Source organism: Pseudomonas laurylsulfativorans, assembly GCF_002906155.1.
Taxonomy (GTDB): Bacteria; Pseudomonadota; Gammaproteobacteria; order Pseudomonadales; family Pseudomonadaceae; genus Aquipseudomonas; species Aquipseudomonas laurylsulfativorans.
In genome coordinates this window covers 143,607-163,593 of record NZ_MUJK01000004.1, presented here as the reverse complement: position 1 = coordinate 163,593, position 19,987 = coordinate 143,607, and the positions used below count along the sequence as shown (strand labels likewise).

Below are 19,987 nucleotides of genomic sequence, written 5' to 3'. Positions count from 1 at the left end.
GGTGTTTGCTTCTTACCGCAAAAGTGATCAGTCGGCTTGTGGTGCTTCTACCGGCTTGACCGCTTCTTCGTAAGAGACCGATTTGTCGGTCACGCTAGCTTTCTGCAGAACAGTATCCACAACTTGCTCTTCCAGCACAACCGAACGAACTTCGTTCAGTTGCTGGTCGTTTTTGTAGTACCAGGACACAACTTGCTCAGGCTCCTGGTAGGCCGAAGCCATTTCCTGAATCATCTCGCGAACGCGGGCTTCGTCAGGCTTCAGGTCGAATTGCTTGACCACTTCAGCCACGATCAGACCCAGTACTACGCGACGCTTGGCTTGCTCTTCGAACAGCTCGGCCGGCAGTTGGTCAGGCTTGATGTTGCCGCCGAACTGCTGAACAGCCTGCACGCGCAGACGATCAACTTCGTTGGACAGCAGAGCTTTTGGCACTTCGATCGGGTTGGTGGCCAGCAGACCATCCATTACCTGATTCTTGACCTTGGACTTGATCGCCTGACGCAACTCGCGCTCCATGTTCTTGCGAACTTCAGCGCGGAAGCCTTCCAGACCGGTTTCCTTGATGCCGAATTGAGCGAAGAATTCTTCGGTCAGTTCTGGCAGCTTTGGCTCGGAAACAGTGTTGACGGTCACGGTGAACTCGGCGGTTTTGCCAGCCAGGTCCAGGTTCTGATAGTCCTCTGGGAAAGTCAGGTTCAGAACGCGCTCTTCACCGGCTTTAGCGCCAACCAGGCCATCTTCGAAACCAGGGATCATGCGGCCGGAACCCAGAACCAGCTGAGTACCCTTGGCGGAACCGCCAGCGAACACTTCACCGTCAACCTTGCCGACGAAGTCGATGTTCAACTGATCTTCGTTCTGGGCAGCGCGATCAGCCACTTCGAAACGGGTGTTCTGCTTGCGCAGGATTTCCAGCATCTTGTCCAGATCGGCATCAGCCACGTCAGCGCTCAGGCGCTCAACGGTGATACCGTCGAAGCCGGCAACGGTGAACTCTGGGAACACTTCGAATACGGCTACGTATTCCAGGTCCTTGCCCGCTTCCAGGGATTTAGGCTCGATCGACGGCGAACCAGCCGGGTTCAGCTTCTGCTCAACCACAGCTTCATAGAAGGAAGACTGGATCACATCGCCTACAGCTTCCTGGCGAGCGTCAGCACCGAAACGGCGCTTGATTTCGCTCATTGGCACTTTGCCTGGACGGAAGCCAGCAATCTTGGCCTTTTGGGCGGTCTGCTGCAGACGCTTGTTGACCTGGCTCTCGATGCGCTCAGCCGGCACGGTGACGCTCATGCGGCGCTCAAGAGCAGTAGTATTTTCAACAGAAACTTGCATGGATATTCCTCGTTGCACAGACGTTAGCCGGCCGTTTCCGACCCCAGAATCAAGGGCATGCATTCTAGTGGGTCAAACTCAAGAAGTCACCCTACTGAAAACGGGTAAAAAAGCAGCGGGCAATTTATAGGTGCGAATGCACGAATGCACCTCGCCCCGATGGCAAATACAACCAATCACGCCAGGGCTCTGCGCCAACCCTTCGTATATAGAAGAGGTCGCCAATCATCTCCCTGACAGCCGATCTCGCAAGCAAGGCCGGCGGACAGGACGGCATCATCGAGAAACATAAATACGACGAAACGCCCTACCCCTGCGACCCGGAACCTGCGGTCGCTGAAACAAAAAAGGCGCCAGACTTTTCAATCTGGCGCCTTTCGAAATATGGGGTGGACGATGGGGATCGAACCCACGACAACGGGAGTCACAATCCCGTGCTCTACCAACTGAGCTACGCCCACCATATTGCCTGTTAAAGAAGCCAAACAACTTCTTTATGAAGCTCCAGCCAGGCCAATAACCTGAGTGAAGCTTTATTTGGTGCGGATGAAGAGACTCGAACTCTTACGCCTCGCGGCGCTGGAACCTAAATCCAGTGTGTCTACCAATTCCACCACATCCGCGGATGAAGCTTTTAAAGCAAAGGCGCCAGACTGTTAATCCGGCGCCTTTCGAAATATGGGGTGGACGATGGGGATCGAACCCACGACAACGGGAGTCACAATCCCGTGCTCTACCAACTGAGCTACGCCCACCATATCGCGCTACTTGTGCCAAAGCTGCCTAATGGCGCACCCGGCAGGACTCGAACCTGCGACCATCCGCTTAGAAGGCGGATGCTCTATCCAGCTGAGCTACGGGCGCCTTGTTAGTTGTAACCTTGGAGGACTACAAACTAAGTGCTTTCCAGTCTCGCAGAACCGTAATTCCGCTCAACCTTCTTAACCAGTGCTAGGCTGTGCCCGACAAGTGCGACGAATAGTATAGAGCCCCCTGAAGGTCGTCAAATCATTTTTAAAAAAAATTCATTTAATTAAAGGAGTTAGGGGAATTTGCAGACCAAGCGCCTTTGCCCTCACCGCATGACATGCGAGAATGCGTTCTCTTTTTTTCCCCTCTCGATGGTTAATCACGCGCAATGACTGCACAACTAATCGACGGCAAATCGATCGCCGCCAGCCTGCGCCAGCAGATCGCCCAACGTGTCACCGAGCGTCGCCAGCAAGGCCTGCGCACGCCCGGCCTTGCGGTGATCCTGGTCGGCAGCGATCCTGCCTCTCAGGTTTATGTCTCGCACAAGCGTAAAGACTGTGAAGAGGTCGGCTTTCTATCCCAAGCTTACGACCTGCCTTCCGAAACCACTCAAGAAGCGCTGACCGAACTGATCGATCGCTTGAACGACGATCCCGCAATCGACGGTGTTCTGCTTCAGCTTCCGCTACCTGAACACCTGGACGCTTCCAAACTGCTGGAGCGCATTCGCCCGGATAAAGACGTCGACGGTTTCCATCCTTATAACGTCGGTCGCCTGGCTCAGCGCATTCCGCTGCTGCGCCCATGCACCCCCAAAGGCATCATGACCCTGCTGGAAAGCACCGGGGCCGATCTTTACGGGATGGATGCCGTGGTTGTCGGTGCATCCAATATTGTTGGCCGCCCGATGGCCATGGAATTGCTGCTGGCCGGTTGCACCGTGACCGTCACCCACCGTTTTACCAAGGACCTGGCCGGCCATGTCGGCCGTGCGGACCTGGTCGTCGTCGCCGCCGGCAAGCCGGGCCTGGTCAAGGGCGAATGGATCAAGGAAGGCGCGATCGTGATTGATGTCGGCATCAACCGTCAGGACGACGGCAAGCTGGTCGGTGATGTTATCTACGAAACCGCCCTGCCCCGCGCCGGCTGGATCACTCCGGTACCGGGCGGCGTAGGCCCGATGACCCGTGCCTGCCTGCTGGAAAACACCCTGTACGCCGCCGAAACCCTGCACAGCTGAGTTTCAACGCGGACACCGTCACAGCGTGATAAGGAACCCCGCCCTGGCGGGGTTTTTTTTGCCTGCGAGAAACACAGACCGCCCGCCGGAAAATGACTTTTTTTTCATGTTTCTCAGGACTTTCACCTGTTACTTGAACAACCATCGACAGTTATTCAGCCATACTCCAGAATGTCGCGCTTTTCAGGAAACAGCCCGTTACAAAACGGCTTATCAACACCCTTTATGAGTCTGCCAGCGTGAAAATCCGTCTTTCCATCCTGAGCCTATTTTTAGTAATTACAGGGACTTTCATCACGCCCTTCGCCAGCGCTGGCGAAACCACCGCAGCGCCGCGAGATACGAAGACACTCAAACTCGCTTCCGGCAGCTCTTTACTGCTGGATATGCAGACCAACAAAGTCATCTATGCCAGCAATCCTGACGTAGTGGTGCCGATCGCTTCCGTCAGCAAATTGATGACTGGCCTGGTAGTGGTTGAATCTCGGCAGAACATGGACGAATACATCGACGTCAACATCAGCGACACACCGGAAATGAAAGGCGTGTTCTCCCGGGTCAAGCTCCGGAGTGAACTGCCGCGCCGGGAAATGCTGCTGATTGCCCTGATGTCCTCGGAAAACCGCGCCGCCGCGACTCTGGCGCACCACTATCCGGGCGGCTATGCCGCGTTCATAGCTGCAATGAACGCCAAGGCCCGGGCACTGGGCATGACCAACACGCATTTCGTCGAGCCGACCGGTCTCTCCCCGCGCAACGTGTCGACCGCTCGCGACCTGAGCAAGCTGTTGATCGCCGCGCACAAGTACCCGCTTCTGACCGAGCTGAGCACAACCAAGGAAAAAACCGTCTCGTTCCGTAAACCCAACTACAGCCTGGGCTTTCGCAACACCGACCATTTGGTCCGCAAGCCAGACTGGGACATTCAACTGACGAAAACCGGTTTCACCAACGAAGCCGGTCACTGCCTGGTGTTGGTGACCCGGATGGCTAACCGCCCGGTTGCCCTGGTGATCCTTGACGCCTACGGCAAGTACACCCACTTCGCCGATGCCACGCGCATGCGTAATTGGGTAGAGAGCGGAAAGAGCGCGGACGTGCCTTCCGTAGCCTTGCAGTACAAGGCAGACAAGAACCTCAAGCAACGCCAAAGCGGCGTGGTTGAAGCCTCGAAATAACAAAACGGCCATGCACGAAAAAGCCCCGATCATTCGGGGCTTTTTTTCGCCTGAGATTCAATCGTTCGGCAGCGGCATCTGGTCATCGTCTGGTATCCCGTCACCGGTACTCGGATCTCTCCAACCCTTCGGCTGCTCAGTGGGCACCACCGTTGGCCGCGCCAGAGGGTCCCTCAACGGGCTGTCCGGATCCATCACCGGATCAGTGCTTTGCTCGGGGGTTGTGGGGACAGTTTCCGGACGTTTGTCGTCAAAACTGGAATCGGTAGACATACGCACCTCCATTGGACCTAGGGTTTCAGATCACCCAGTGGATCGTAGGGCTTGGCCGGAGCCTTGGGGTTGTCACCCGGTTTCACATCCCTCGGTGCCTTGGCGGGCCCGATCGGGTCGACCTGTGGATCGGCAAGGTCTGGAGAATCTGGATCGAAACCCAGTTCATCGCCGGACGAATGTTCAGACGAGTGCGGACCGACGGGCGTAGTGGAATGAGCCATGGGTGCCTCCTGATCTCGGCCCGAATGTTCCGGGCCCTTGAAGATCAGAGGCTGGCGGCGAGCGATGGTGCCCGCCGGGTGACCAACGGACTTAGTGTGCGGCCAAGGCTTTTTTAGCCTTCGCAGCCGCTTGCTCCTGGCCGGCCTGAGCCAGATCGTTGGCGGCCTTGAGCCAACGCTGCTGATCGACATTGGCCGGGATTTGCGTCGGATTCTGGATCAGCACGGCCCAACCACCGGCATCCTTGAACGCGGACTCGAAGGAACTGAAACTCATCAGTTCGCGGCGATTCATTCCGGCGCGCAACAGGACCGTCTGTTTCTGGCGGTTGTAGCCGGCCAGGATGGCGTAACGCGGTTCGGCCCACATGGCCGAGCCCTCGGTAAAGCGCACCATCACCGGATAACCGGCGGCGACTTGCGTCAACAAAGCCGCAAGGTTGCTGTCGAGGGGATAAACGACCATCCCGTACTCGCGGGCCAGGTTCTGCATGTTCTGTTGCAACTGAGCTTCGCCCCCCGGCAAATGCAAGGGCTTGTCGAGCAAACCCGGGGTGATCACGATGCCCTGCTGGGACAGCATGCTGGCCAGTACCTGGGGCCCGCTTTGATTGGCATCGCCCCGGTAGAATCGGCCGCTGAGTTCGACACGCTCCGGTAAACGCTTGATCTCGGGCGCCACGCTCCCGGCACAGCCCGCCAGGCTTGCCACGCAACCGGCGATCAGCAGGGTCGACAAAATTCGAGAAAATACCCGCACCATCATCTCTCTCTTGTTCAGGTTCAGACGCCAGGCAATCCCATTCCCGGCTTGGTCGTCGATCATAGGGCGCCGCGCCGCTACGGTATAGCTTTAAACGGCAGTCCAGTACGTTCGATAGAGCAAACTGGTTGGTGTCTGCCGACTTTCGGTCAATAGCCTGAAATACAGCAACGGCTAGACTGTCCCCTAGAGAGACGACAGCGAAGCGTGTGTGCCCGCAGCAGGGCAAAGAGGAGGCACAGATGAGCCTGACCATGATCATTGCGATGTTGATTTGCGGATGGCTGGCGGTAGCCGCCGCCATGCTGTGGGGCGTGCTGCGCATTACTCGCCGCCACCACCACCCTGTTCAGCCAGCACCTGCACCGCAAGAGGACAAGTCGCCAAGTCAACACGCCAACGCCCACTGACCAACACGCTTACCCGACACCAACAAAAACGGCCGCCTGTACTCTGGGAGTTCAGGCGGCCGTTTCTTTGCAGCGACGCTTAAGCTTCAGTGGCTAAGCGCTTCTCCCTGGACCGGCGGGACATCATGTTGAGCACCTCGATCGAAGCCGAGAAAGCCATGGCCGCATAGACGTAGCCTTTCGGTACGTGGGCGCCGAAGCCTTCGGCGATCAGTGTCATGCCGATCATGATCAGGAAGCCCAGGGCAAGCATCACCACCGTCGGGTTGTCGTTGATGAACTTCGCCAGCGGATCAGCCGCGAACAACATCACCAGCACCGACACCACCACCGCGATGATCATGATCGGCAAGTGCTCGGTCATGCCGACTGCGGTGATGATACTGTCGATGGAGAACACCATGTCCAGCATCAGAATCTGACCAATCGCCGCAGCAAAGCCCAAGGTCACGGTGGATGTCTTCGACGTCGGATCATCCGGGGCCGGGTCCATGCTGTGATGGATCTCGGTGGTCGCCTTCCACAACAGGAACAAGCCACCAGCGATCAGGATCATGTCCTTCCAGGAGAACGCGTGGCCGAGAATCTCGATCACTGGAGCCGTCAACTGAACAATGAACGCGATGGTGCTCAACAGGCCCAGTCGCAGGATCAGCGCCATGCCGATACCGATACGTCGCGCCTTCTGCCGGTGCTGCTCGGGCAGCTTGTTGGTCAGGATCGAGATGAAGATCAGGTTATCGATGCCGAGCACGATTTCCATCACCACCAGGGTGGCCAGGGCGACCCAGGCGGTGGGGCTGGCGGCAAGTTGTAAAAGGTAATCCATGGGTCAGTCCTGACTCGTTGTAATGCGGTTTAGATTTCCTGGGAGGAAGATTCGGATTTTTCCGCATCTTTTTCCGATGATTCTTTTTTGCTACTGCCGGTGGCATCGCTGAGCGCTTGTTCGGCGGCCTTGTGAGTATCGTCAATCGCCTGTTTGGCGCTTTCGGCAGCCTTGCCCATCAACTGCTGCGCGCTTTTCTCGGCCTGGTCGCAACCGGCCAGTACCAGTAAAGACGTGATTAGCAGTGCCGTGGTTTTCAGCTTCATGATGCATTCCTCGATAGAACGAACGGGACCTGAACGATGGCCCGTTGATAGCGATGCATTCTAGGGAAGTGAATACTTCAGGAAAATTCGTATTTTCAGCGGCTATACTTCGGTTTTTACGAACTGTAGATCGCCATGCTCAACTATCGGCAATTGCATTACTTCTGGGTGGTGGCCAAGACCGGCAGCATCGTGCGCGCTTGCGAGCAACTGAACCTCACGCCGCAAACCATCAGCGGGCAGATTTCATTACTGGAACAGACCTTTGGTATCGAGTTGTTTCGGCGCGTCGGACGGCAACTCGAACTGACCGAGGCCGGACGCCAGGCGTTGCCCTATGCCGAGCAAATGTTTCAGTTGGGGGGCGAACTGGAACTCATGCTGCGGGCACAACCCAATGAACAGCAGATCCTGTTTCGCGTAGGGGTAGCCGACGTGGTGCCCAAATCCATCGTCTATCGCCTGATCGCACCGACCATGGAGCTGAGCGAACCGCTGCGCATCACGTGTCGCGAAGACAAGCTCGAACGTTTGTTGGCCGACTTGGCGATCCAGCGCCTGGACCTGGTGATATCCGACAGCCCGATGCCGTCGCACCTGGACATCAAGGGCTACAGCCAGAAACTCGGTGAGTGCGGGATTAGCTTTTTCGCCACCCCTGAGCTCGCGGCACGTTATGGACATGACTTCCCGCGCAATCTGCACGGTGCGCCACTGCTGATTCCCGGCCCGGAAACCGTGATACGCAGCCGCTTGCAGCGCTGGTTTGCCGAGCAGCAGATCCAGCCGCAGATCGTCGGCGAATTCGACGACAGCGCACTGATGCAGGCCTTCGGCCAATCCGGTAGCGGAATATTCATCGGCCCGAGCGTGATTGCCGATGAAGTGCAACGCCAATATGGCGTGGAAGTGATCGGCCAGACCGACGCCGTGAGCGAGTCGTTCTATGCCATCTCAGTGGAGCGCAAGGTCAAGCACCCCGGCATTGTCGCCATTACCGAAGGTGCCCGACGCGAGCTGTTTACCGCGTTTTAACGCCTCAGGCGCAGACTTCCCGAGGTTTGAAGGTCATCAGCGCAATCGCCAGCAGGATCGAGGCGAGGATAAACGCCGCCGCGGCGAAGCCAAGGCCTTGCAGGCCGACGCTGTCGATCACCCGCCCCCCAATCATCGCGCCCAGGCCGATACCGAGGTTGGCCCCGGCGATGTTCAGCGACGCGGCGAACGCCGGCGCTTCGGGCGCGGCTTTCATCAGGCGCACATGGCTGACCAGGAACAACGCCGCCTGGGTCACGCCCCAGATGCCCATAGCCGCCGCCAGGCCGACCGGCGAATGAATGTTCGGCACCAGCGCCACCAGGCCGGCAATCATGAACGCACAGAACATCATCGACGCCATCAGCGGATGACGATCCACCGCCCGGCCACCCAGGGAGTTGCCGATCAGCCCGACCGCGCCGAAGCCCATCAGACACCAGCCAACCACCGTGCCGTTGAAACCGGCCAGGCGTTCGAGAATGTCGGCCAGGTAGGTATAAGCCGTGAACATGCCGCTGAACACAACCACCGACAGCAGCACGTGACCGAGCATCAGCGGGCTGCGCAGGATCTTGAATTGTGACCGCAAGCTCACCTGATGCTGGTGCAGATTGGTTTTCGGCAGGTAGATAAACAGCAGCAACGCCTTGGCAAAGGCGATGACCGCCAAAATCGCAAAGGCACTGCGCCAGCCGAACGCATCGGAAATCAGCGTGCCCACCGGAATGCCGAACACCGTGGCGCAGACGATGCCGAAGCCGATCTTGGCGATGGCGCGCCCGGCGTAATCCGGCCCGACGATGTCCACCGCCGTCTCACTGGCCAGCGCCCAGAACACCGGCAGCCCCAGCGCCGGAATCAACCGGGCAAACGCCATCACCCAGATGTTCGGCGCCAGCGCCGCCACCGTGTTGGCCAGGCCAAACATGATCAGCACCGAGATGAACAGCTTGCGCCGTTCGAAGCGGGCGAAGTACGCCGTCAGGAACGGCCCGAACGCGGCCACGGTGAAGGCGAACAAGGTCACCAGCAAACCGGCCTGCGGGATGCTGACGTCCAGGTCCCGGGCGATGGCCGGTAACAGGCCGACGATGATGAATTCCGTGGTCAGCACCGTGAATCCGGCGGCAGACAACAGAAGAATGGGCAACAGCATGCAGAACTCCAGAAAAAACGACGACACCAGCGATAGCCCGAAGGCCCACTGGCAGACATGAAAATGAGGATGGCGAATCTTAACAGAGTGTTTCCGCGCGCGGTTGCACGAACCTGCCTATCTCGTTGAATGCCATGGTGGCAGTTCGTCACAGGTCTGAAAGATCGTGCCTGCGCTGTGATAAAGTCCGCGCCCTGAAAAACGTACACCCTGTGTTTCCTTCTCGGTTTCCTGCCTGCGGCCTGCCCTGTTTGTAGCTTTGCACCTGCGAAACCCTGCACCTAAAAAATCAGAGATGCCGTTTTATGACTGCTTCATCCCCTTCTCTATTGCAACGCCTGAAACGCTTGAGCCTGGTCACACAAATCGTGATCGGCCTGATTGCCGGTATTGCCCTGGCCCTGCTTGCCCCTGACGCGGCGAAATCCACAGCGTTCATCGGCAAAGTGTTTGTCTCCGCACTGAAAGCGGTCGCGCCGATTCTGGTGTTCGTGCTGGTCATGGCCTCCATCGCCAACCACAAGCACGGTCAGGAAACCCACATCCGGCCGATTCTGTTTCTGTATCTGCTGGGCACATTCGCCGCCGCCGTGGTCGCGGTGGTTGCCAGCATGATGTTCCCGTCGAGCCTCGTGCTGTCGACCCAGGACGTCGCGGTCACAGCGCCAGGCGGGATTGGCGAAGTGTTGCAAAGCCTGTTGCTGAGCGTGGTCGATAATCCGGTCAGCGCCCTGATGAACGCCAATTTCATCGGCATTCTGGCCTGGGCCATCGGCATGGGCATCGCCATTCGTCACGCCGGCGACACCACCCGTGAAGTGCTGGGCGACCTGTCCAACGGCGTGACGGTGATCGTGCGTCTGGTGATCAGCTTCGCCCCGCTGGGCATCTTCGGCCTGGTGGCTTCGACCCTGGCCACTTCCGGTTTCGGCGCACTGATCGGCTACGCGCACCTGCTGGCTATACTGCTCGGTTGCATGGTGTTCGTGGCGTTGGTGATGAACCCGCTCATCGTGTTCTGGAAACTGCGTCGCAACCCGTACCCGCTGGTGCTCACCTGCCTGCGCGAAAGCGGCATCACCGCATTCTTCACCCGCAGCTCGGCGGCTAACATTCCGGTCAATCTGGAGTTGAGCAAGCGCCTGGGCCTGCACGAAGACACCTACTCCGTATCGATCCCGCTGGGCGCGACCATCAACATGGCCGGCGCGGCGATCACCATCACCGTACTGACCTTGGCAGCGGTGCACACGCTAGGCATCGCCGTGGACATTCCCACCGCGATCCTCCTGAGCGTCGTCGCGGCGATCTGCGCCTGCGGTGCTTCGGGTGTGGCCGGTGGTTCGCTGTTGCTGATTCCACTGGCGTGCAGCCTGTTCGGCATCCCGAGCGAAATCGCCATGCAGGTGGTGGCGGTCGGTTTCATCATTGGTGTGTTGCAGGATTCGGCGGAGACTGCACTGAACTCCTCCACCGACGTGCTGTTCACCGCGGCGGCTTGCCTGGGTGAAGAGGCAAAAGCAGAACGTCTGGCCTGACACTCCCCCTACTGTAGGAGCGAGCTCGCTCGCGATGGACGTTAACGATAACGCGTTCTTTCTGGATTAACGCGTTGCGCTTGGGTTCTTCCCGAGCAAGCTCGCTGCTACAAAGGTCTGCACTGCATGAGTCATGTATGAAAAAGCCCGCCAAGGCGCAAACCTTGGCGGGCTTTTTTGTACCTGGACGGTTTAGAACGCGCCCATGTAGTCGCGCTTGCCCACTTCCACGCCATTGTGACGCAGCAGTGCGTAAGTGGTGGTGACGTGGAAGAAGAACTGCGGCAGGCCGTAGGTCAGCAGGTACGACTGGCCGCTGAAACGCTTCTCTTTAGGCGTGCCCGGACGGGTGACGATCTCGATGCCTTCCTTGCCGTTGATCTGCGCAGGCGTAATGCTGCCGATGAAGGCCAGGGCCTTGGCAATCAGTGCTTGCAGATCGGCGAAGGTGGTTTCCGTGTCGTCGTACTTCGGCAGTTCGACTTCGGCCAGACGGCCGCTAACGCCCTTGCTGAAATCAACGGCGATCTGCACCTGACGCACCAGCGGGAACATGTCCGGGAACAGGCGCGCTTGCAGGAAGGCGTTAGGGTCGATGTTTTTTTCGGTGGCGTGAGCCTCGGCCTTTTTCAGTACATCGCTCAGGGCGTTGAGCATTTGCTGGAAAACAGGCACGGAAGCGTCGTACAGGGAAATGGTCATGGCAGGTCTCGTGTGGTGACGGAGGGAAACGCCGTCCACCTGTGGGAGCGAGCTTGCTCGCTCCCACAGGTGATCGGCTTTGGAGCGTGGGCCGATTATAGCCGCGCGCCGCCCTCCCGAGGCCGGACTTTTTCAGCTTCCGTACACTTTGGCCGCCGGAACCGCTTGCGTCAGCAGTTGCGCAACGGCCTCGCCCATCTCGCCCACCGCCCAGCGACCCTGGCGATCCAGTTGCGGACCACGGCGCCAACCGTCGGCAATCGACAACTTGCCGCCCTCGACTTCGAACATCTGCCCGGTCACCTCGGCGGACGCCTCGGAGCCGAGCCACACCACCAGCGGTGCGACGTTTTCCGGGGCGAAGTAATCGAAACCCTCTTCCGGCTTTTTCATGGTGTCGGCGAACACCTGCTCGGTCATGCCGGTGCGCGCGGCCGGCGCCAAGGCGTTGACAGTGATCCCGTAGCGGCGCAGTTCAGCAGCCTGCACCAGCGTCAGCGAAGCAATACCGCCCTTGGCCGCCGCGTAGTTGGACTGGCCAATGGAGCCCTGCAAACCGGCGCCGGAACTGGTGTTGATGATCCGTGCATCAACCTTCGCGCCGCCCTTGGCCTGCTCACGCCAGTACTTCACGGCATGGCTGGAAATGCAGAAGTGGCCCTTGAGGTGCACGGCCACCACGGCGTCCCAGTCGGATTCGCTGAGGCTGGCGAACATGCGGTCGCGGCAGATGCCAGCGTTGTTGACCACCACGTTCAGGTCGCCGAAGGTTTCGATGGCCTGGCGCACGATCAGCCCTGCCGAGTCATAGCGGGTGATGTCGTCGCTGTTGGCCACGGCACTGCCACCCTGACCGAGGATCTCACCGACCACCGCCAGTGCTGCTTCGCGGTTGATGTCGTTGACCACCACTTTCGCGCCTTCGGCGGCGAAAGCCAGCGCGTAGGCGCGGCCCAGGCCACCGCCGGCACCGGTGATGATCACGACGCGGTTTTCACAGATTTTCATGTTCTACTTCCTTCAAATTCATCACGGGTCGACACAATCCCCTGTAGGAGCGAGCCTGCTCGCGATGGACTCAAGAACGACGCGGTTATCCAGAAACCCCGCGTATTCGTTAACGACCATCGCGAGCAAGCTCGCTCCTACAGGATCGGTGGCATCCTGGGTTACAAACGTTCGATGATCGTCACGTTGGCCTGACCACCGCCTTCGCACATGGTCTGCATGCCGAAGCGACCGCCGCTGCGTTCCAGCTCATGCAGCAGGCTGCACATCAAGCGGGTGCCGGTGGCGCCCAGCGGATGGCCGAGGGCGATCGCGCCGCCGTTGACGTTGGTCTGTTCATGGGGGTAACCCGTCTCTTTCAACCAGGCCATGGCCACCGAAGCGAAGGCCTCGTTGATCTCCACGCGGTCGATGTCTTCGAGCTTCATGCCGGCGCGCTTGAGCGCGTAGGCGGTGGCCGGGATCGGTGCGGTAAGCATCCAGATCGGGTCTTCGGCGCGCACGCTCAGGTGGTGGATGCGTGCCCGTGGCGTCAGGCCATAACGCTTGAGCGCCGCCTCCGAGACGATCAGCATCGCGCTGGCCGCGTCGCAGGTCTGACTCGACACCGCGGCGGTCACCCGGTCGCAGCCGAACAAAAATTCCAGCTCGGCCATTTTTTCCAGGCTGGTCTGGCGCGGGGTTTCGTCATGCAGCACACCGGCCAACGGCACGATCTCGCGGTTGAAGCGACCTTGCTCGATGGCCTGCAAGGCACGTCGATGGGACTCCAGGGAGTAGGCTTCAAGCTGTGCCCGGGACAGGTCCCATTTTTCCGCGATCATCTGCGCCGAACGGAACTGGGTCGGCGGTTGCGCGCCATAGCGCCGCACCCAGCCTTCGGAGCCACTGAACGGATCGGTGAAGCCCAACGGCTCGGCAGCGATCATCGCCGAGGAAATCGGGATTTGGGTCATGGTCTGCACGCCACCGGCGATCACCACATCCTGGGTGCCACTCATCACCGCCTGGGCGGCGAAGTGCACCGCTTGCTGGGACGAACCGCACTGGCGATCGATGGTGGTGCCCGGCACCGATTGCGACAGGCCGGCCGCCAGCCAGCTGGTGCGAGCGATGTCACCGGCCAGCGGGCCGATGGTGTCGACGCAACCGAAGATCACATCGTCGTAATCCTCGTCGGGAATGTCGTTACGCTCGACCAGTGCACGCAATACGTGGGCGCCCAGGTCGGCGGCGTGGATCTGGCTCAGACCACCCTTGCGCCGCCCGGTGGGCGTGCGCAGGGCGTCGACGATATAAGCTTCAGGCATGGTCTACCTCGGTGTAAAAGTTGAAATCTGGTATTGAGGGCGCCGAAAAACCTGTGGGAGCGAGCTTGCTCGCGATGGCGCAGTGTCAGTCAACATCGATGTTGGATGTGCCGGCCTCATCGCGAGCAAGCTCGCTCCCACAGGGGTGTAGTCGCCCTTACTGACGGGTTAAAACGTACTGCCCGCACCCAGCTCTGGGTTGCCTTCAAACAACGCCGCGCGAATCCGCTCTTTGTGATGGCCGCGATCGCCCCAAACCTTGTCCAGCGCCCAGGCGCGCTTCATGAACAGATGCAAATCGACTTCCCAGGTGTAACCCATCGCGCCGTGGGCCTGGATGGTGTTCTTCGCCGCGAGCATCGCCGCTTCCGCCGTTGCCAGTTTGGCGTGGGACACCAGCACGTCCTGCCCCGGTTGCTGCTCAGCCACCGCATAAGCGGCCCGGTAGAGCGGGCCTTTGGCGAACTCGATCTGCACCGCAACGTTGGCCATCAAGTGCTTGACCGCCTGGAACGAGCCGACCGGTTTGCCGAATTGTTTGCGCTCGAAGGTGTAGTCCACCGCCAGGTCGACCATGCGCTTGGCCAGCCCCAACAATTGCGCGGCACTGGCGAGGGCGCCACGGTTGCAGGCGGCCACCCACAAACCCCGGCCTTGTTCGCCGCTGGCGACACAGGTGGCGGGCGTTGGCGTCCACTCGACCTGGAACAACTGGCGGCTCGGATCGACCGACTCGTTGCGGGTCAGGCGCACGGCATCACGCTCCAGCGCATGCACCTCATCGCCATTGGCCAACAACAGCAAGTCGGCGACATGGGCATCGCTGACCAGCGGGTTGCCCGGCTCGGCAACCGCCAGCCGCGCACTGCCCTCGGCGACCCGCGACAACCAGTATTGCTGGAGCGTTGCATGTTGCTTATCGAGGGCTGCGAGCAACGGCACGCCGACCAGCATGGTGTCCACCAGCGGTTCGGGCAGTCCGGCGTAACCGCACTCCTGAGCGATCAGCACGAAGTCCAGCTCATTCATGCCCATGCCGTCCTGCGCCTCGGGCACGGTCAGCGCGGTCAGGCCCAACTCCACCAGTTGCGCCCAGAGTTGTTCACTGCGCCCGCTGTCGCTCTGCCACAGTTCGCGAATACGTTCCGGGGTGACCTCGTTGATCAGAAAGCTGCGGACGTTGTCCTGAAACAGCAGTTGGTCGCGGCTGAAACTAAAGTCCATGGTCTATTCCTCAGGCTCGCGGCATGCCGAGCATGCGTTCGGCAATGATGTTGCGCTGGATCTCGTTGGTGCCGGCGTAGATCGGCCCGGCCTGGGCAAACAGGAAACCTTCCAGCCAATGGCCGACGTCACCGGCGGCGGGGGCATCTGGCAGCAGCTCGCCACGCAATCCGAGAATGCTCATGGCGGTGTCGTGCATGCGCTGGTCGAGTTCGGACCAGAAGATCTTGTTGGTCGACGATTCCGGCCCGATCTTGCCGCCCTGCACCAGTTGCGAAGCGGTCATGTAAGTGCTCAGGGTGTAGGCCTCGGCATCGAGCCAGGCGCGCATCACCGCCTCGCCGATGGCCGGGTCGCGGTCGGCCTGCTCGCGGTTGGCCAGGTACAGCTGCACCAGGCGCTTGGCGGTTTCCTGGAAGCGCGCCGGTGAACGCAGCAACAAACCGCGCTCGAAACCGGCGGTGGACATCGCTACGTGCCAGCCCATGCCTTCGCCACCGAGAGCGTTTTCCACCGGCACCTTGACGTCGTCGAAGAAAATCTCGGCAAAGCCCGGCAAGCCGTTGAGTTGCGGAATCGGCCGTACGGTGATCCCCGGTGTGTCCAGCGGCAGCAGGATGAAGGTCAGTCCGTGATGACGCTGGGACTGCGCGTCGGTACGGAAAATACCGAACGCCCAATCGGCCCACACCGCGCGGGTCGACCAGGTCTTCTGGCCGTTGATCACGTAGTGGTCGCCCACCCGTTCAGCCTTGGAGCGGATCGCCGCCATGTCGGAGCCGGCGCCCGGCTCGGACCAGGCCTGGGCCCAGATGTCTTCGCCTGTGGCCATGCGCGGCAGAAACCGGGCCTTTTGTTCTTCGCTGCCGTACTCCATCAGGGTCGGGCCGAGCAGGAAAATGCCGTTTTGGTTGACCCGAGCAGGTGCGCCGGAACGGTAGTATTCCTCTTCGAAAATCAGCCACTCGATCAGGTCGCAGCCACGGCCGCCAAGTTCAGTCGGCCAGGTGACCATGCCCCAACGGCCTTCGTTGAGTTTGGCTTCCCAGGCGCGGTGCTGGGCAAAGCCCTGTTCGGTGTCGAACGATTGCAGCGGTTCACTCGGTACATTGGCCGCCAGCCAGGTCCGCGCATCAAAGCGAAAGGCCTGCTGGGCCGGGGTATAGGTCAGGTCCATGGATATGCCTTCAGCCGTTGAATCGGGCATCGCGTTTCTCGACGAACGAGTCGCGTGCTTCCTGAGAGTCCAGTGAGCGGTAGGCTTCGAGGGTGAAGCCCTGCTCCCAGCGGTATTTGTCTTCCAGATTGCCGTCTTCGATACCGGTCAACGCTTCCTTGGCCAGGCTGATCATGCCCGGGCTCTTGGCGGCGATGGTGCGGGCGATCTGCAACGCGGCGTCACGCAAGTCTTCGCGCTTGACCACCCGCTCCACCGCGCCCAGGCGGTACGCTTCGGCGGCGTCGATGGCTTCGCCGGTGAAGTACATGTGGCGGACCTTTTGCACCGGGAACAGCCGCTGCAAGTGCGCGCCGCCGCCCATGGCCCCGCGATCCACTTCCGGCACGCCGAAGGTGGCGCACTCGGACGCGACAATGATGTCGGCGGCGCCGCAGATGCCGATGCCGCCGCCCAGCACGAAGCCGTGCACGGCCACGATCACCGGATTCGGGTTGCGGTGGATCGCCTTGAAGCTGTCGTAGTTACCCTTGTTCACCGCGACGATCAGGTTGCCGTCGGCGGCCAGTTCCTTGATGTCGACCCCCGCGCAGAAGCCACGTCCTTCGGCACGGATCACGATCACCCGCACGTCGCTGTTGCGGCCCAGGCCCTCGATCTCGCTGGCGATATCGGCCCAGCCCTGGTTGTTGAAGGCGTTGACCGGCGGTCGGTCGAAGACCAGTTCGGCAATGCCGTGTTCGATGCTGACGCTAAATGGTTTCATGGTTTCTTTCCTTCACAATGCATGGCCCCTTACGACACACGCCGGCACAGCTCGCCCAGGCGCGCTTCGGCGTCGAGGACGATCTGTTCGATCAATTGGGCGCAACTGGGCAAGCTGTCGATGGATGCGGCGATCTGCCCGGCGGGCAAGACGCCCGCAGCCGGTTGCCCGTCGACCATGGCTTTCTGGATCACCATCGGCGCGTTGGCGGCCATGATGCTTTGCGCGGCGGTCAGCTCACCGCTGCCGCGCATCTTCAGCGCGCTGGTCAGCAGTTGCGTCAGGCTCATGCCGGTGTGGCGGCGATACGCCAGGCCACTTTGCAACGCCAGCAACAGGCGCTTGAGGCCGCCGCTGTTTTCCAGCTGGTTGAGCAATTCGTTGCGGATCATCCGTTGCGGCATGCCGTCGATGGCGCGGCTGATGATGATCGCCGCCGGGTCCTTGACCGCCAGGTAGCGCGCCAGGGTCGCCTGGGGTACCGGACTGTCGGCGCACATCAGGAACCGCGTGCCCATGGCGATGCCTTCGGCGCCGTAGGCCAGGGCCGAAACCAGCCCCTTGCCGTCCTTGAAACCGCCCGCCGCCACCACGGGCACCGAGACTGCGTTCACCACTTGATCGAGCAGCAACGAGGTCGGCACAGAACCGGTGTGCCCCCCGCCCTCGCCGCCCTGCACGGTCACTGCATCGGCGCCCATTTCCACGGCTTTCTGCGCATGCTTGAGCGCACCCACCGTGGGAATGCACACCACGCCGGCGTCCTTCAGGCGACTGATCATCTGCTTGCCCGGCGAACGGCTGTAGCTGACCGCCCGGACTTTGTGGCGCAACACCAGCTCGACAATCTCGCTGGCATTGGCCTGGTACATGTGGAAGTTCACCCCAAACGGCTGATCCGTCAGGCGCCGGGTTTCGATAATCGCCGCTTCCATCTGCTGCGGTTCGATGGTCGCCCCGGCGAGAAAACCGAAACCACCGGCGTTGCCCGTGGCCGCCACCAGTTTCGGGTCGGCGACCCAGCCCATGGCGGTCTGGATGATCGGATAACGGCACCCGAGCAGTTGTGTCAAACGGGTATTCAACGAGATCGCCATGCTCACGCCCCGCCCGTTTTACGTTGCGAACTGGCCATGGCCTTGGCGTCGTAGCCGCCGAGACGGTCACCGGACACCAGTTCATTGTGGGCATGGGCAAAGTGATGCAGGCCGAACACCATGTCCATGGTCGCGCGCTTGCCCATCAAGTCTTCGGCGTTGTTCACCGCTTGCTTGCTCAGTTGCAGGCCCAGGCGCGGCATCTGCGCGATGCGCCCGGCGATGTCGAGGGTCTGTTGTTCCAGCTCGTCGCGAGCAACCACCCGATTGAGCATGCCCATCTGATAGGCACGCGGTGCCGGCATGCGCTCGCCGAGGAACAGAAACTCCTTGGCGATGCGCGGATTGAGTTCATGCACGTGGGCGAAATACTCGACCCCGGGAATGCCCATGCGCACCACAGGATCGGCGAAGTAGGCATCCTCGCTGGCGACGATCAGGTCGCAGACCCAGGCCAGCATCAACCCGCCGGCAATGCACGCGCCCTGGACCATGGCGATGGTCGGCTTGGGCATCTCGCGCCAGCGACGGCACATGCCCAGATAGACTTCCTGCTCGCGGGCATAGAGAAACTCACCGCCCGGTTTGTTCACATGGTCGTACCACAAGCTGGCGCGATCGAAGCTCTTGTCGACGTCGCGGCCCGGGGTGCCGATGTCGTGCCCGGCGGAGAAATGCTTGCCGGCGCCACGCAATACAATGACCTTCACTTCATCGTCATCGCAGGCCCGGCGAAACGCCGCGTCTAGCGCGTAAGTCATCTGCGAGTTCTGCGCGTTGTGGTACTCGGGGCGGTTCATGGTGACCAGGGCCACCGCGCCTTGCACTTCGTAAAGCACCACGTCGGCCGGGTCTTTATCGTTATTTTCAGCCATCACTTTTCTCCGCAACGCGTTGCTCAGCGTTGGCCTGGCGGGTTGTCTTTGAGTTGCAGGGCGCGCAGGTTGTGCGGGTCCAGACGCTGGATCAGTTGCAATTGCTCGACCGTCGGGGCCGCGGTGGTCGGGCAGTCGTCCGGTACATGCAGCTCGAACCCGGTGTTGTCCTGGACCTGCGCCGCCGTCACGCCGGGGTGCAACGAACGGATGCGCATTTGTCGTTGCGGACCCTGGAGATCCAGCACGCAGAGATCGGTGATGATCAGGCGGATATCGATATCGTCCAACGACCAGCCTCGCGCCAGACGGGCCGGGTTGTAGCCGACCGAGGCGACCATATCGACCTCGCCTTCGACGAACACCCGGCGGTTGTGGCTCGGCACGCAAAACGAGTTGGCGTGGCTGATCGAGTTGCCGGGGAAACCGCGCACACCCAGCATCTGCGCCTTGGGCTTGGCGTAGTCGCCGATGCAGGAAATGTTCGCCTGACCGTAACGGTCGATCTGGGTCGGGCCGACCAGTGCGTGGCGCTTGCCGCCCCAGACGTTATCGAAAATTCGCGAGAAACCCATCCAGCTATCGCGCTTGGGTTCATAGCCTTTGCGCGCACCCAAGGGCACCGGTTCGGCGACCATGTAGGCTTCGGAGTCGGTCATCAGCAGCTGCGGGTTGCTGGTCAGCATGGCCAGCGATGCCGCCAGACGCGGAATCACGCCGATGCCGGAGGCCAATACTTCGCCGTCTTCGCGCCAGGCTTCGGAGGCCGCGCAGATCATCAACTCAGCGAGGCTGAAATCAGTAGTGCTCATCGGAAGGCTC

At 60.5% G+C, this 19,987-nt stretch carries 21 protein-coding genes and 4 tRNA genes; 5 read left to right on the top strand and 20 right to left on the bottom strand.

Annotated features, from left to right (window positions below; all coding sequences use genetic code 11):
• Positions 1 to 27: 27 nt before the first annotated feature.
• The 5 genes from tig to B0D71_RS14705 form a co-directional block, all read right to left on the bottom strand.
• Positions 28 to 1,338 (bottom strand): trigger factor, encoded by a 1,311-nt coding sequence (gene tig / locus B0D71_RS14725; RefSeq protein ID WP_103395410.1) that lies wholly within the window; start codon positions 1,336 to 1,338, stop codon positions 28 to 30.
• A gap of 385 nt (positions 1,339 to 1,723) precedes the next feature.
• Positions 1,724 to 1,799: transfer RNA gene (locus tag B0D71_RS14720), tRNA-His, on the bottom strand.
• Positions 1,800 to 1,876: 77 nt separating this feature from the next.
• Positions 1,877 to 1,961, bottom strand: a tRNA-Leu gene (locus B0D71_RS14715).
• Positions 1,962 to 2,017: 56 nt separating this feature from the next.
• Positions 2,018 to 2,093 (bottom strand) — tRNA-His (locus B0D71_RS14710).
• A 32-nt stretch (positions 2,094 to 2,125) separates the two neighbouring features.
• Positions 2,126 to 2,202, bottom strand: a tRNA-Arg gene (locus B0D71_RS14705).
• 274 nt (positions 2,203 to 2,476) lie between these two features.
• Here B0D71_RS14705 and folD point away from each other — a divergent pair.
• Both folD and pbpG read left to right on the top strand, forming a co-directional pair.
• Complete coding sequence (folD, locus tag B0D71_RS14700) at positions 2,477 to 3,331, top strand: bifunctional methylenetetrahydrofolate dehydrogenase/methenyltetrahydrofolate cyclohydrolase FolD (RefSeq protein ID WP_103395409.1); 855 nt, start codon at positions 2,477 to 2,479, stop codon at positions 3,329 to 3,331.
• 239 nt (positions 3,332 to 3,570) lie between these two features.
• Positions 3,571 to 4,509: a D-alanyl-D-alanine endopeptidase gene (gene pbpG / locus B0D71_RS14695; protein WP_103395408.1), complete on the top strand. Its 939-nt coding sequence runs from the start codon at positions 3,571 to 3,573 to the stop codon at positions 4,507 to 4,509.
• A 57-nt stretch (positions 4,510 to 4,566) separates the two neighbouring features.
• Here the strand turns inward: pbpG and B0D71_RS14690 are convergent, their stop codons facing one another.
• The 3 genes from B0D71_RS14690 to B0D71_RS14680 all read right to left on the bottom strand — a co-directional run bounded on the left by B0D71_RS14690 (position 4,567) and on the right by B0D71_RS14680 (position 5,832).
• Complete coding sequence (locus B0D71_RS14690; RefSeq protein WP_103395407.1) at positions 4,567 to 4,782, bottom strand: hypothetical protein; 216 nt, start codon at positions 4,780 to 4,782, stop codon at positions 4,567 to 4,569.
• Positions 4,783 to 4,799: 17 nt separating this feature from the next.
• The gene (locus B0D71_RS14685; protein ID WP_015094297.1) at positions 4,800 to 5,006 is read right to left on the bottom strand and encodes a DUF6021 family protein; all 207 of its coding nucleotides are present in this window, start codon (positions 5,004 to 5,006) and stop codon (positions 4,800 to 4,802) included.
• A 91-nt stretch (positions 5,007 to 5,097) separates the two neighbouring features.
• Positions 5,098 to 5,832 (bottom strand): peptidase C39 family protein, encoded by a 735-nt coding sequence (locus B0D71_RS14680; protein ID WP_103395406.1) that lies wholly within the window; start codon positions 5,830 to 5,832, stop codon positions 5,098 to 5,100.
• 179 nt (positions 5,833 to 6,011) lie between these two features.
• Between B0D71_RS14680 and B0D71_RS31470 the strand changes: the two genes are divergently transcribed.
• The gene (locus tag B0D71_RS31470; RefSeq protein ID WP_165798721.1) at positions 6,012 to 6,179 is read left to right on the top strand and encodes a hypothetical protein; all 168 of its coding nucleotides are present in this window, start codon (positions 6,012 to 6,014) and stop codon (positions 6,177 to 6,179) included.
• A 79-nt stretch (positions 6,180 to 6,258) separates the two neighbouring features.
• Here B0D71_RS31470 and B0D71_RS14675 read toward each other — a convergent pair whose 3' ends face one another.
• Both B0D71_RS14675 and B0D71_RS14670 read right to left on the bottom strand, forming a co-directional pair.
• Positions 6,259 to 7,008 carry a TerC family protein gene (locus tag B0D71_RS14675; protein ID WP_103395405.1) on the bottom strand — a complete coding sequence of 250 codons (750 nt, stop codon included), beginning with the start codon at positions 7,006 to 7,008 and terminating at the stop codon, positions 6,259 to 6,261.
• A 29-nt stretch (positions 7,009 to 7,037) separates the two neighbouring features.
• Complete coding sequence (locus B0D71_RS14670) at positions 7,038 to 7,274, bottom strand: hypothetical protein (protein WP_103395404.1); 237 nt, start codon at positions 7,272 to 7,274, stop codon at positions 7,038 to 7,040.
• Between the two features lie 135 nt (positions 7,275 to 7,409).
• Between B0D71_RS14670 and nhaR the strand changes: the two genes are divergently transcribed.
• A complete protein-coding gene (gene nhaR, locus B0D71_RS14665; protein ID WP_103395403.1) occupies positions 7,410 to 8,309 on the top strand; it encodes a transcriptional activator NhaR in 900 nt (299 codons plus the stop codon).
• Positions 8,310 to 8,313: 4 nt separating this feature from the next.
• Here nhaR and B0D71_RS14660 read toward each other — a convergent pair whose 3' ends face one another.
• The gene (locus B0D71_RS14660; RefSeq protein WP_103395402.1) at positions 8,314 to 9,468 is read right to left on the bottom strand and encodes an MFS transporter; all 1,155 of its coding nucleotides are present in this window, start codon (positions 9,466 to 9,468) and stop codon (positions 8,314 to 8,316) included.
• A gap of 305 nt (positions 9,469 to 9,773) precedes the next feature.
• Here B0D71_RS14660 and sstT point away from each other — a divergent pair, with 305 nt between their 5' ends.
• Positions 9,774 to 11,006 (top strand): serine/threonine transporter SstT, encoded by a 1,233-nt coding sequence (gene sstT / locus B0D71_RS14655; RefSeq protein WP_103395401.1) that lies wholly within the window; start codon positions 9,774 to 9,776, stop codon positions 11,004 to 11,006.
• A gap of 192 nt (positions 11,007 to 11,198) precedes the next feature.
• Here the strand turns inward: sstT and B0D71_RS14650 are convergent, their stop codons facing one another.
• The 9 genes from B0D71_RS14650 to B0D71_RS14610 all read right to left on the bottom strand — a co-directional run bounded on the left by B0D71_RS14650 (position 11,199) and on the right by B0D71_RS14610 (position 19,977).
• Positions 11,199 to 11,708 (bottom strand): DUF1993 domain-containing protein, encoded by a 510-nt coding sequence (locus tag B0D71_RS14650; RefSeq protein WP_103395400.1) that lies wholly within the window; start codon positions 11,706 to 11,708, stop codon positions 11,199 to 11,201.
• Positions 11,709 to 11,840: 132 nt separating this feature from the next.
• Positions 11,841 to 12,716 (bottom strand): SDR family oxidoreductase, encoded by an 876-nt coding sequence (locus tag B0D71_RS14645; protein ID WP_103395399.1) that lies wholly within the window; start codon positions 12,714 to 12,716, stop codon positions 11,841 to 11,843.
• Positions 12,717 to 12,877: 161 nt separating this feature from the next.
• A complete protein-coding gene (locus tag B0D71_RS14640; RefSeq protein WP_103395398.1) occupies positions 12,878 to 14,026 on the bottom strand; it encodes an acetyl-CoA C-acetyltransferase in 1,149 nt (382 codons plus the stop codon).
• Between the two features lie 168 nt (positions 14,027 to 14,194).
• Positions 14,195 to 15,250: an acyl-CoA dehydrogenase family protein gene (locus B0D71_RS14635; RefSeq protein WP_103395397.1), complete on the bottom strand. Its 1,056-nt coding sequence runs from the start codon at positions 15,248 to 15,250 to the stop codon at positions 14,195 to 14,197.
• 10 nt (positions 15,251 to 15,260) lie between these two features.
• Positions 15,261 to 16,427 carry an acyl-CoA dehydrogenase family protein gene (locus B0D71_RS14630; protein WP_103395396.1) on the bottom strand — a complete coding sequence of 389 codons (1,167 nt, stop codon included), beginning with the start codon at positions 16,425 to 16,427 and terminating at the stop codon, positions 15,261 to 15,263.
• 10 nt (positions 16,428 to 16,437) lie between these two features.
• Positions 16,438 to 17,193, bottom strand: coding sequence for an enoyl-CoA hydratase family protein (locus B0D71_RS14625; RefSeq protein WP_103395395.1), 756 nt, complete (start codon positions 17,191 to 17,193; stop codon positions 16,438 to 16,440).
• A gap of 29 nt (positions 17,194 to 17,222) precedes the next feature.
• Positions 17,223 to 18,290 carry an NAD(P)H-dependent flavin oxidoreductase gene (locus B0D71_RS14620; RefSeq protein WP_103395394.1) on the bottom strand — a complete coding sequence of 356 codons (1,068 nt, stop codon included), beginning with the start codon at positions 18,288 to 18,290 and terminating at the stop codon, positions 17,223 to 17,225.
• A gap of 2 nt (positions 18,291 to 18,292) precedes the next feature.
• On the bottom strand, positions 18,293 to 19,165 hold the full coding sequence (locus tag B0D71_RS14615; protein WP_103395393.1) for an enoyl-CoA hydratase: 873 nt from the start codon (positions 19,163 to 19,165) through the stop codon (positions 18,293 to 18,295).
• A 23-nt stretch (positions 19,166 to 19,188) separates the two neighbouring features.
• Positions 19,189 to 19,977 carry a CoA-transferase subunit beta gene (locus B0D71_RS14610; protein WP_103395392.1) on the bottom strand — a complete coding sequence of 263 codons (789 nt, stop codon included), beginning with the start codon at positions 19,975 to 19,977 and terminating at the stop codon, positions 19,189 to 19,191.
• Positions 19,978 to 19,987: the final 10 nt, after the last annotated feature.

Coding starts and splice junctions, on each gene's coding strand:
- tig (WP_103395410.1), bottom strand. CDS start 1,338: ATGCAAGTTTCTGTTGAAAATACTACTGCTCTTGAGCGCCGCATGAGC.
- folD (WP_103395409.1), top strand. CDS start 2,477: ATGACTGCACAACTAATCGACGGCAAATCGATCGCCGCCAGCCTGCGC.
- B0D71_RS14690 (WP_103395407.1), bottom strand. CDS start 4,782: ATGTCTACCGATTCCAGTTTTGACGACAAACGTCCGGAAACTGTCCCC.
- B0D71_RS14685 (WP_015094297.1), bottom strand. CDS start 5,006: ATGGCTCATTCCACTACGCCCGTCGGTCCGCACTCGTCTGAACATTCG.
- B0D71_RS14680 (WP_103395406.1), bottom strand. CDS start 5,832: ATGATCGACGACCAAGCCGGGAATGGGATTGCCTGGCGTCTGAACCTG.
- B0D71_RS31470 (WP_165798721.1), top strand. CDS start 6,012: ATGAGCCTGACCATGATCATTGCGATGTTGATTTGCGGATGGCTGGCG.
- B0D71_RS14675 (WP_103395405.1), bottom strand. CDS start 7,008: ATGGATTACCTTTTACAACTTGCCGCCAGCCCCACCGCCTGGGTCGCC.
- B0D71_RS14670 (WP_103395404.1), bottom strand. CDS start 7,274: ATGAAGCTGAAAACCACGGCACTGCTAATCACGTCTTTACTGGTACTG.
- nhaR (WP_103395403.1), top strand. CDS start 7,410: ATGCTCAACTATCGGCAATTGCATTACTTCTGGGTGGTGGCCAAGACC.
- B0D71_RS14660 (WP_103395402.1), bottom strand. CDS start 9,468: ATGCTGTTGCCCATTCTTCTGTTGTCTGCCGCCGGATTCACGGTGCTG.
- sstT (WP_103395401.1), top strand. CDS start 9,774: ATGACTGCTTCATCCCCTTCTCTATTGCAACGCCTGAAACGCTTGAGC.
- B0D71_RS14650 (WP_103395400.1), bottom strand. CDS start 11,708: ATGACCATTTCCCTGTACGACGCTTCCGTGCCTGTTTTCCAGCAAATG.
- B0D71_RS14645 (WP_103395399.1), bottom strand. CDS start 12,716: ATGAAAATCTGTGAAAACCGCGTCGTGATCATCACCGGTGCCGGCGGT.
- B0D71_RS14640 (WP_103395398.1), bottom strand. CDS start 14,026: ATGCCTGAAGCTTATATCGTCGACGCCCTGCGCACGCCCACCGGGCGG.
- B0D71_RS14635 (WP_103395397.1), bottom strand. CDS start 15,250: ATGGACTTTAGTTTCAGCCGCGACCAACTGCTGTTTCAGGACAACGTC.
- B0D71_RS14630 (WP_103395396.1), bottom strand. CDS start 16,427: ATGGACCTGACCTATACCCCGGCCCAGCAGGCCTTTCGCTTTGATGCG.
- B0D71_RS14625 (WP_103395395.1), bottom strand. CDS start 17,193: ATGAAACCATTTAGCGTCAGCATCGAACACGGCATTGCCGAACTGGTC.
- B0D71_RS14620 (WP_103395394.1), bottom strand. CDS start 18,290: ATGGCGATCTCGTTGAATACCCGTTTGACACAACTGCTCGGGTGCCGT.
- B0D71_RS14615 (WP_103395393.1), bottom strand. CDS start 19,165: ATGGCTGAAAATAACGATAAAGACCCGGCCGACGTGGTGCTTTACGAA.
- B0D71_RS14610 (WP_103395392.1), bottom strand. CDS start 19,977: ATGAGCACTACTGATTTCAGCCTCGCTGAGTTGATGATCTGCGCGGCC.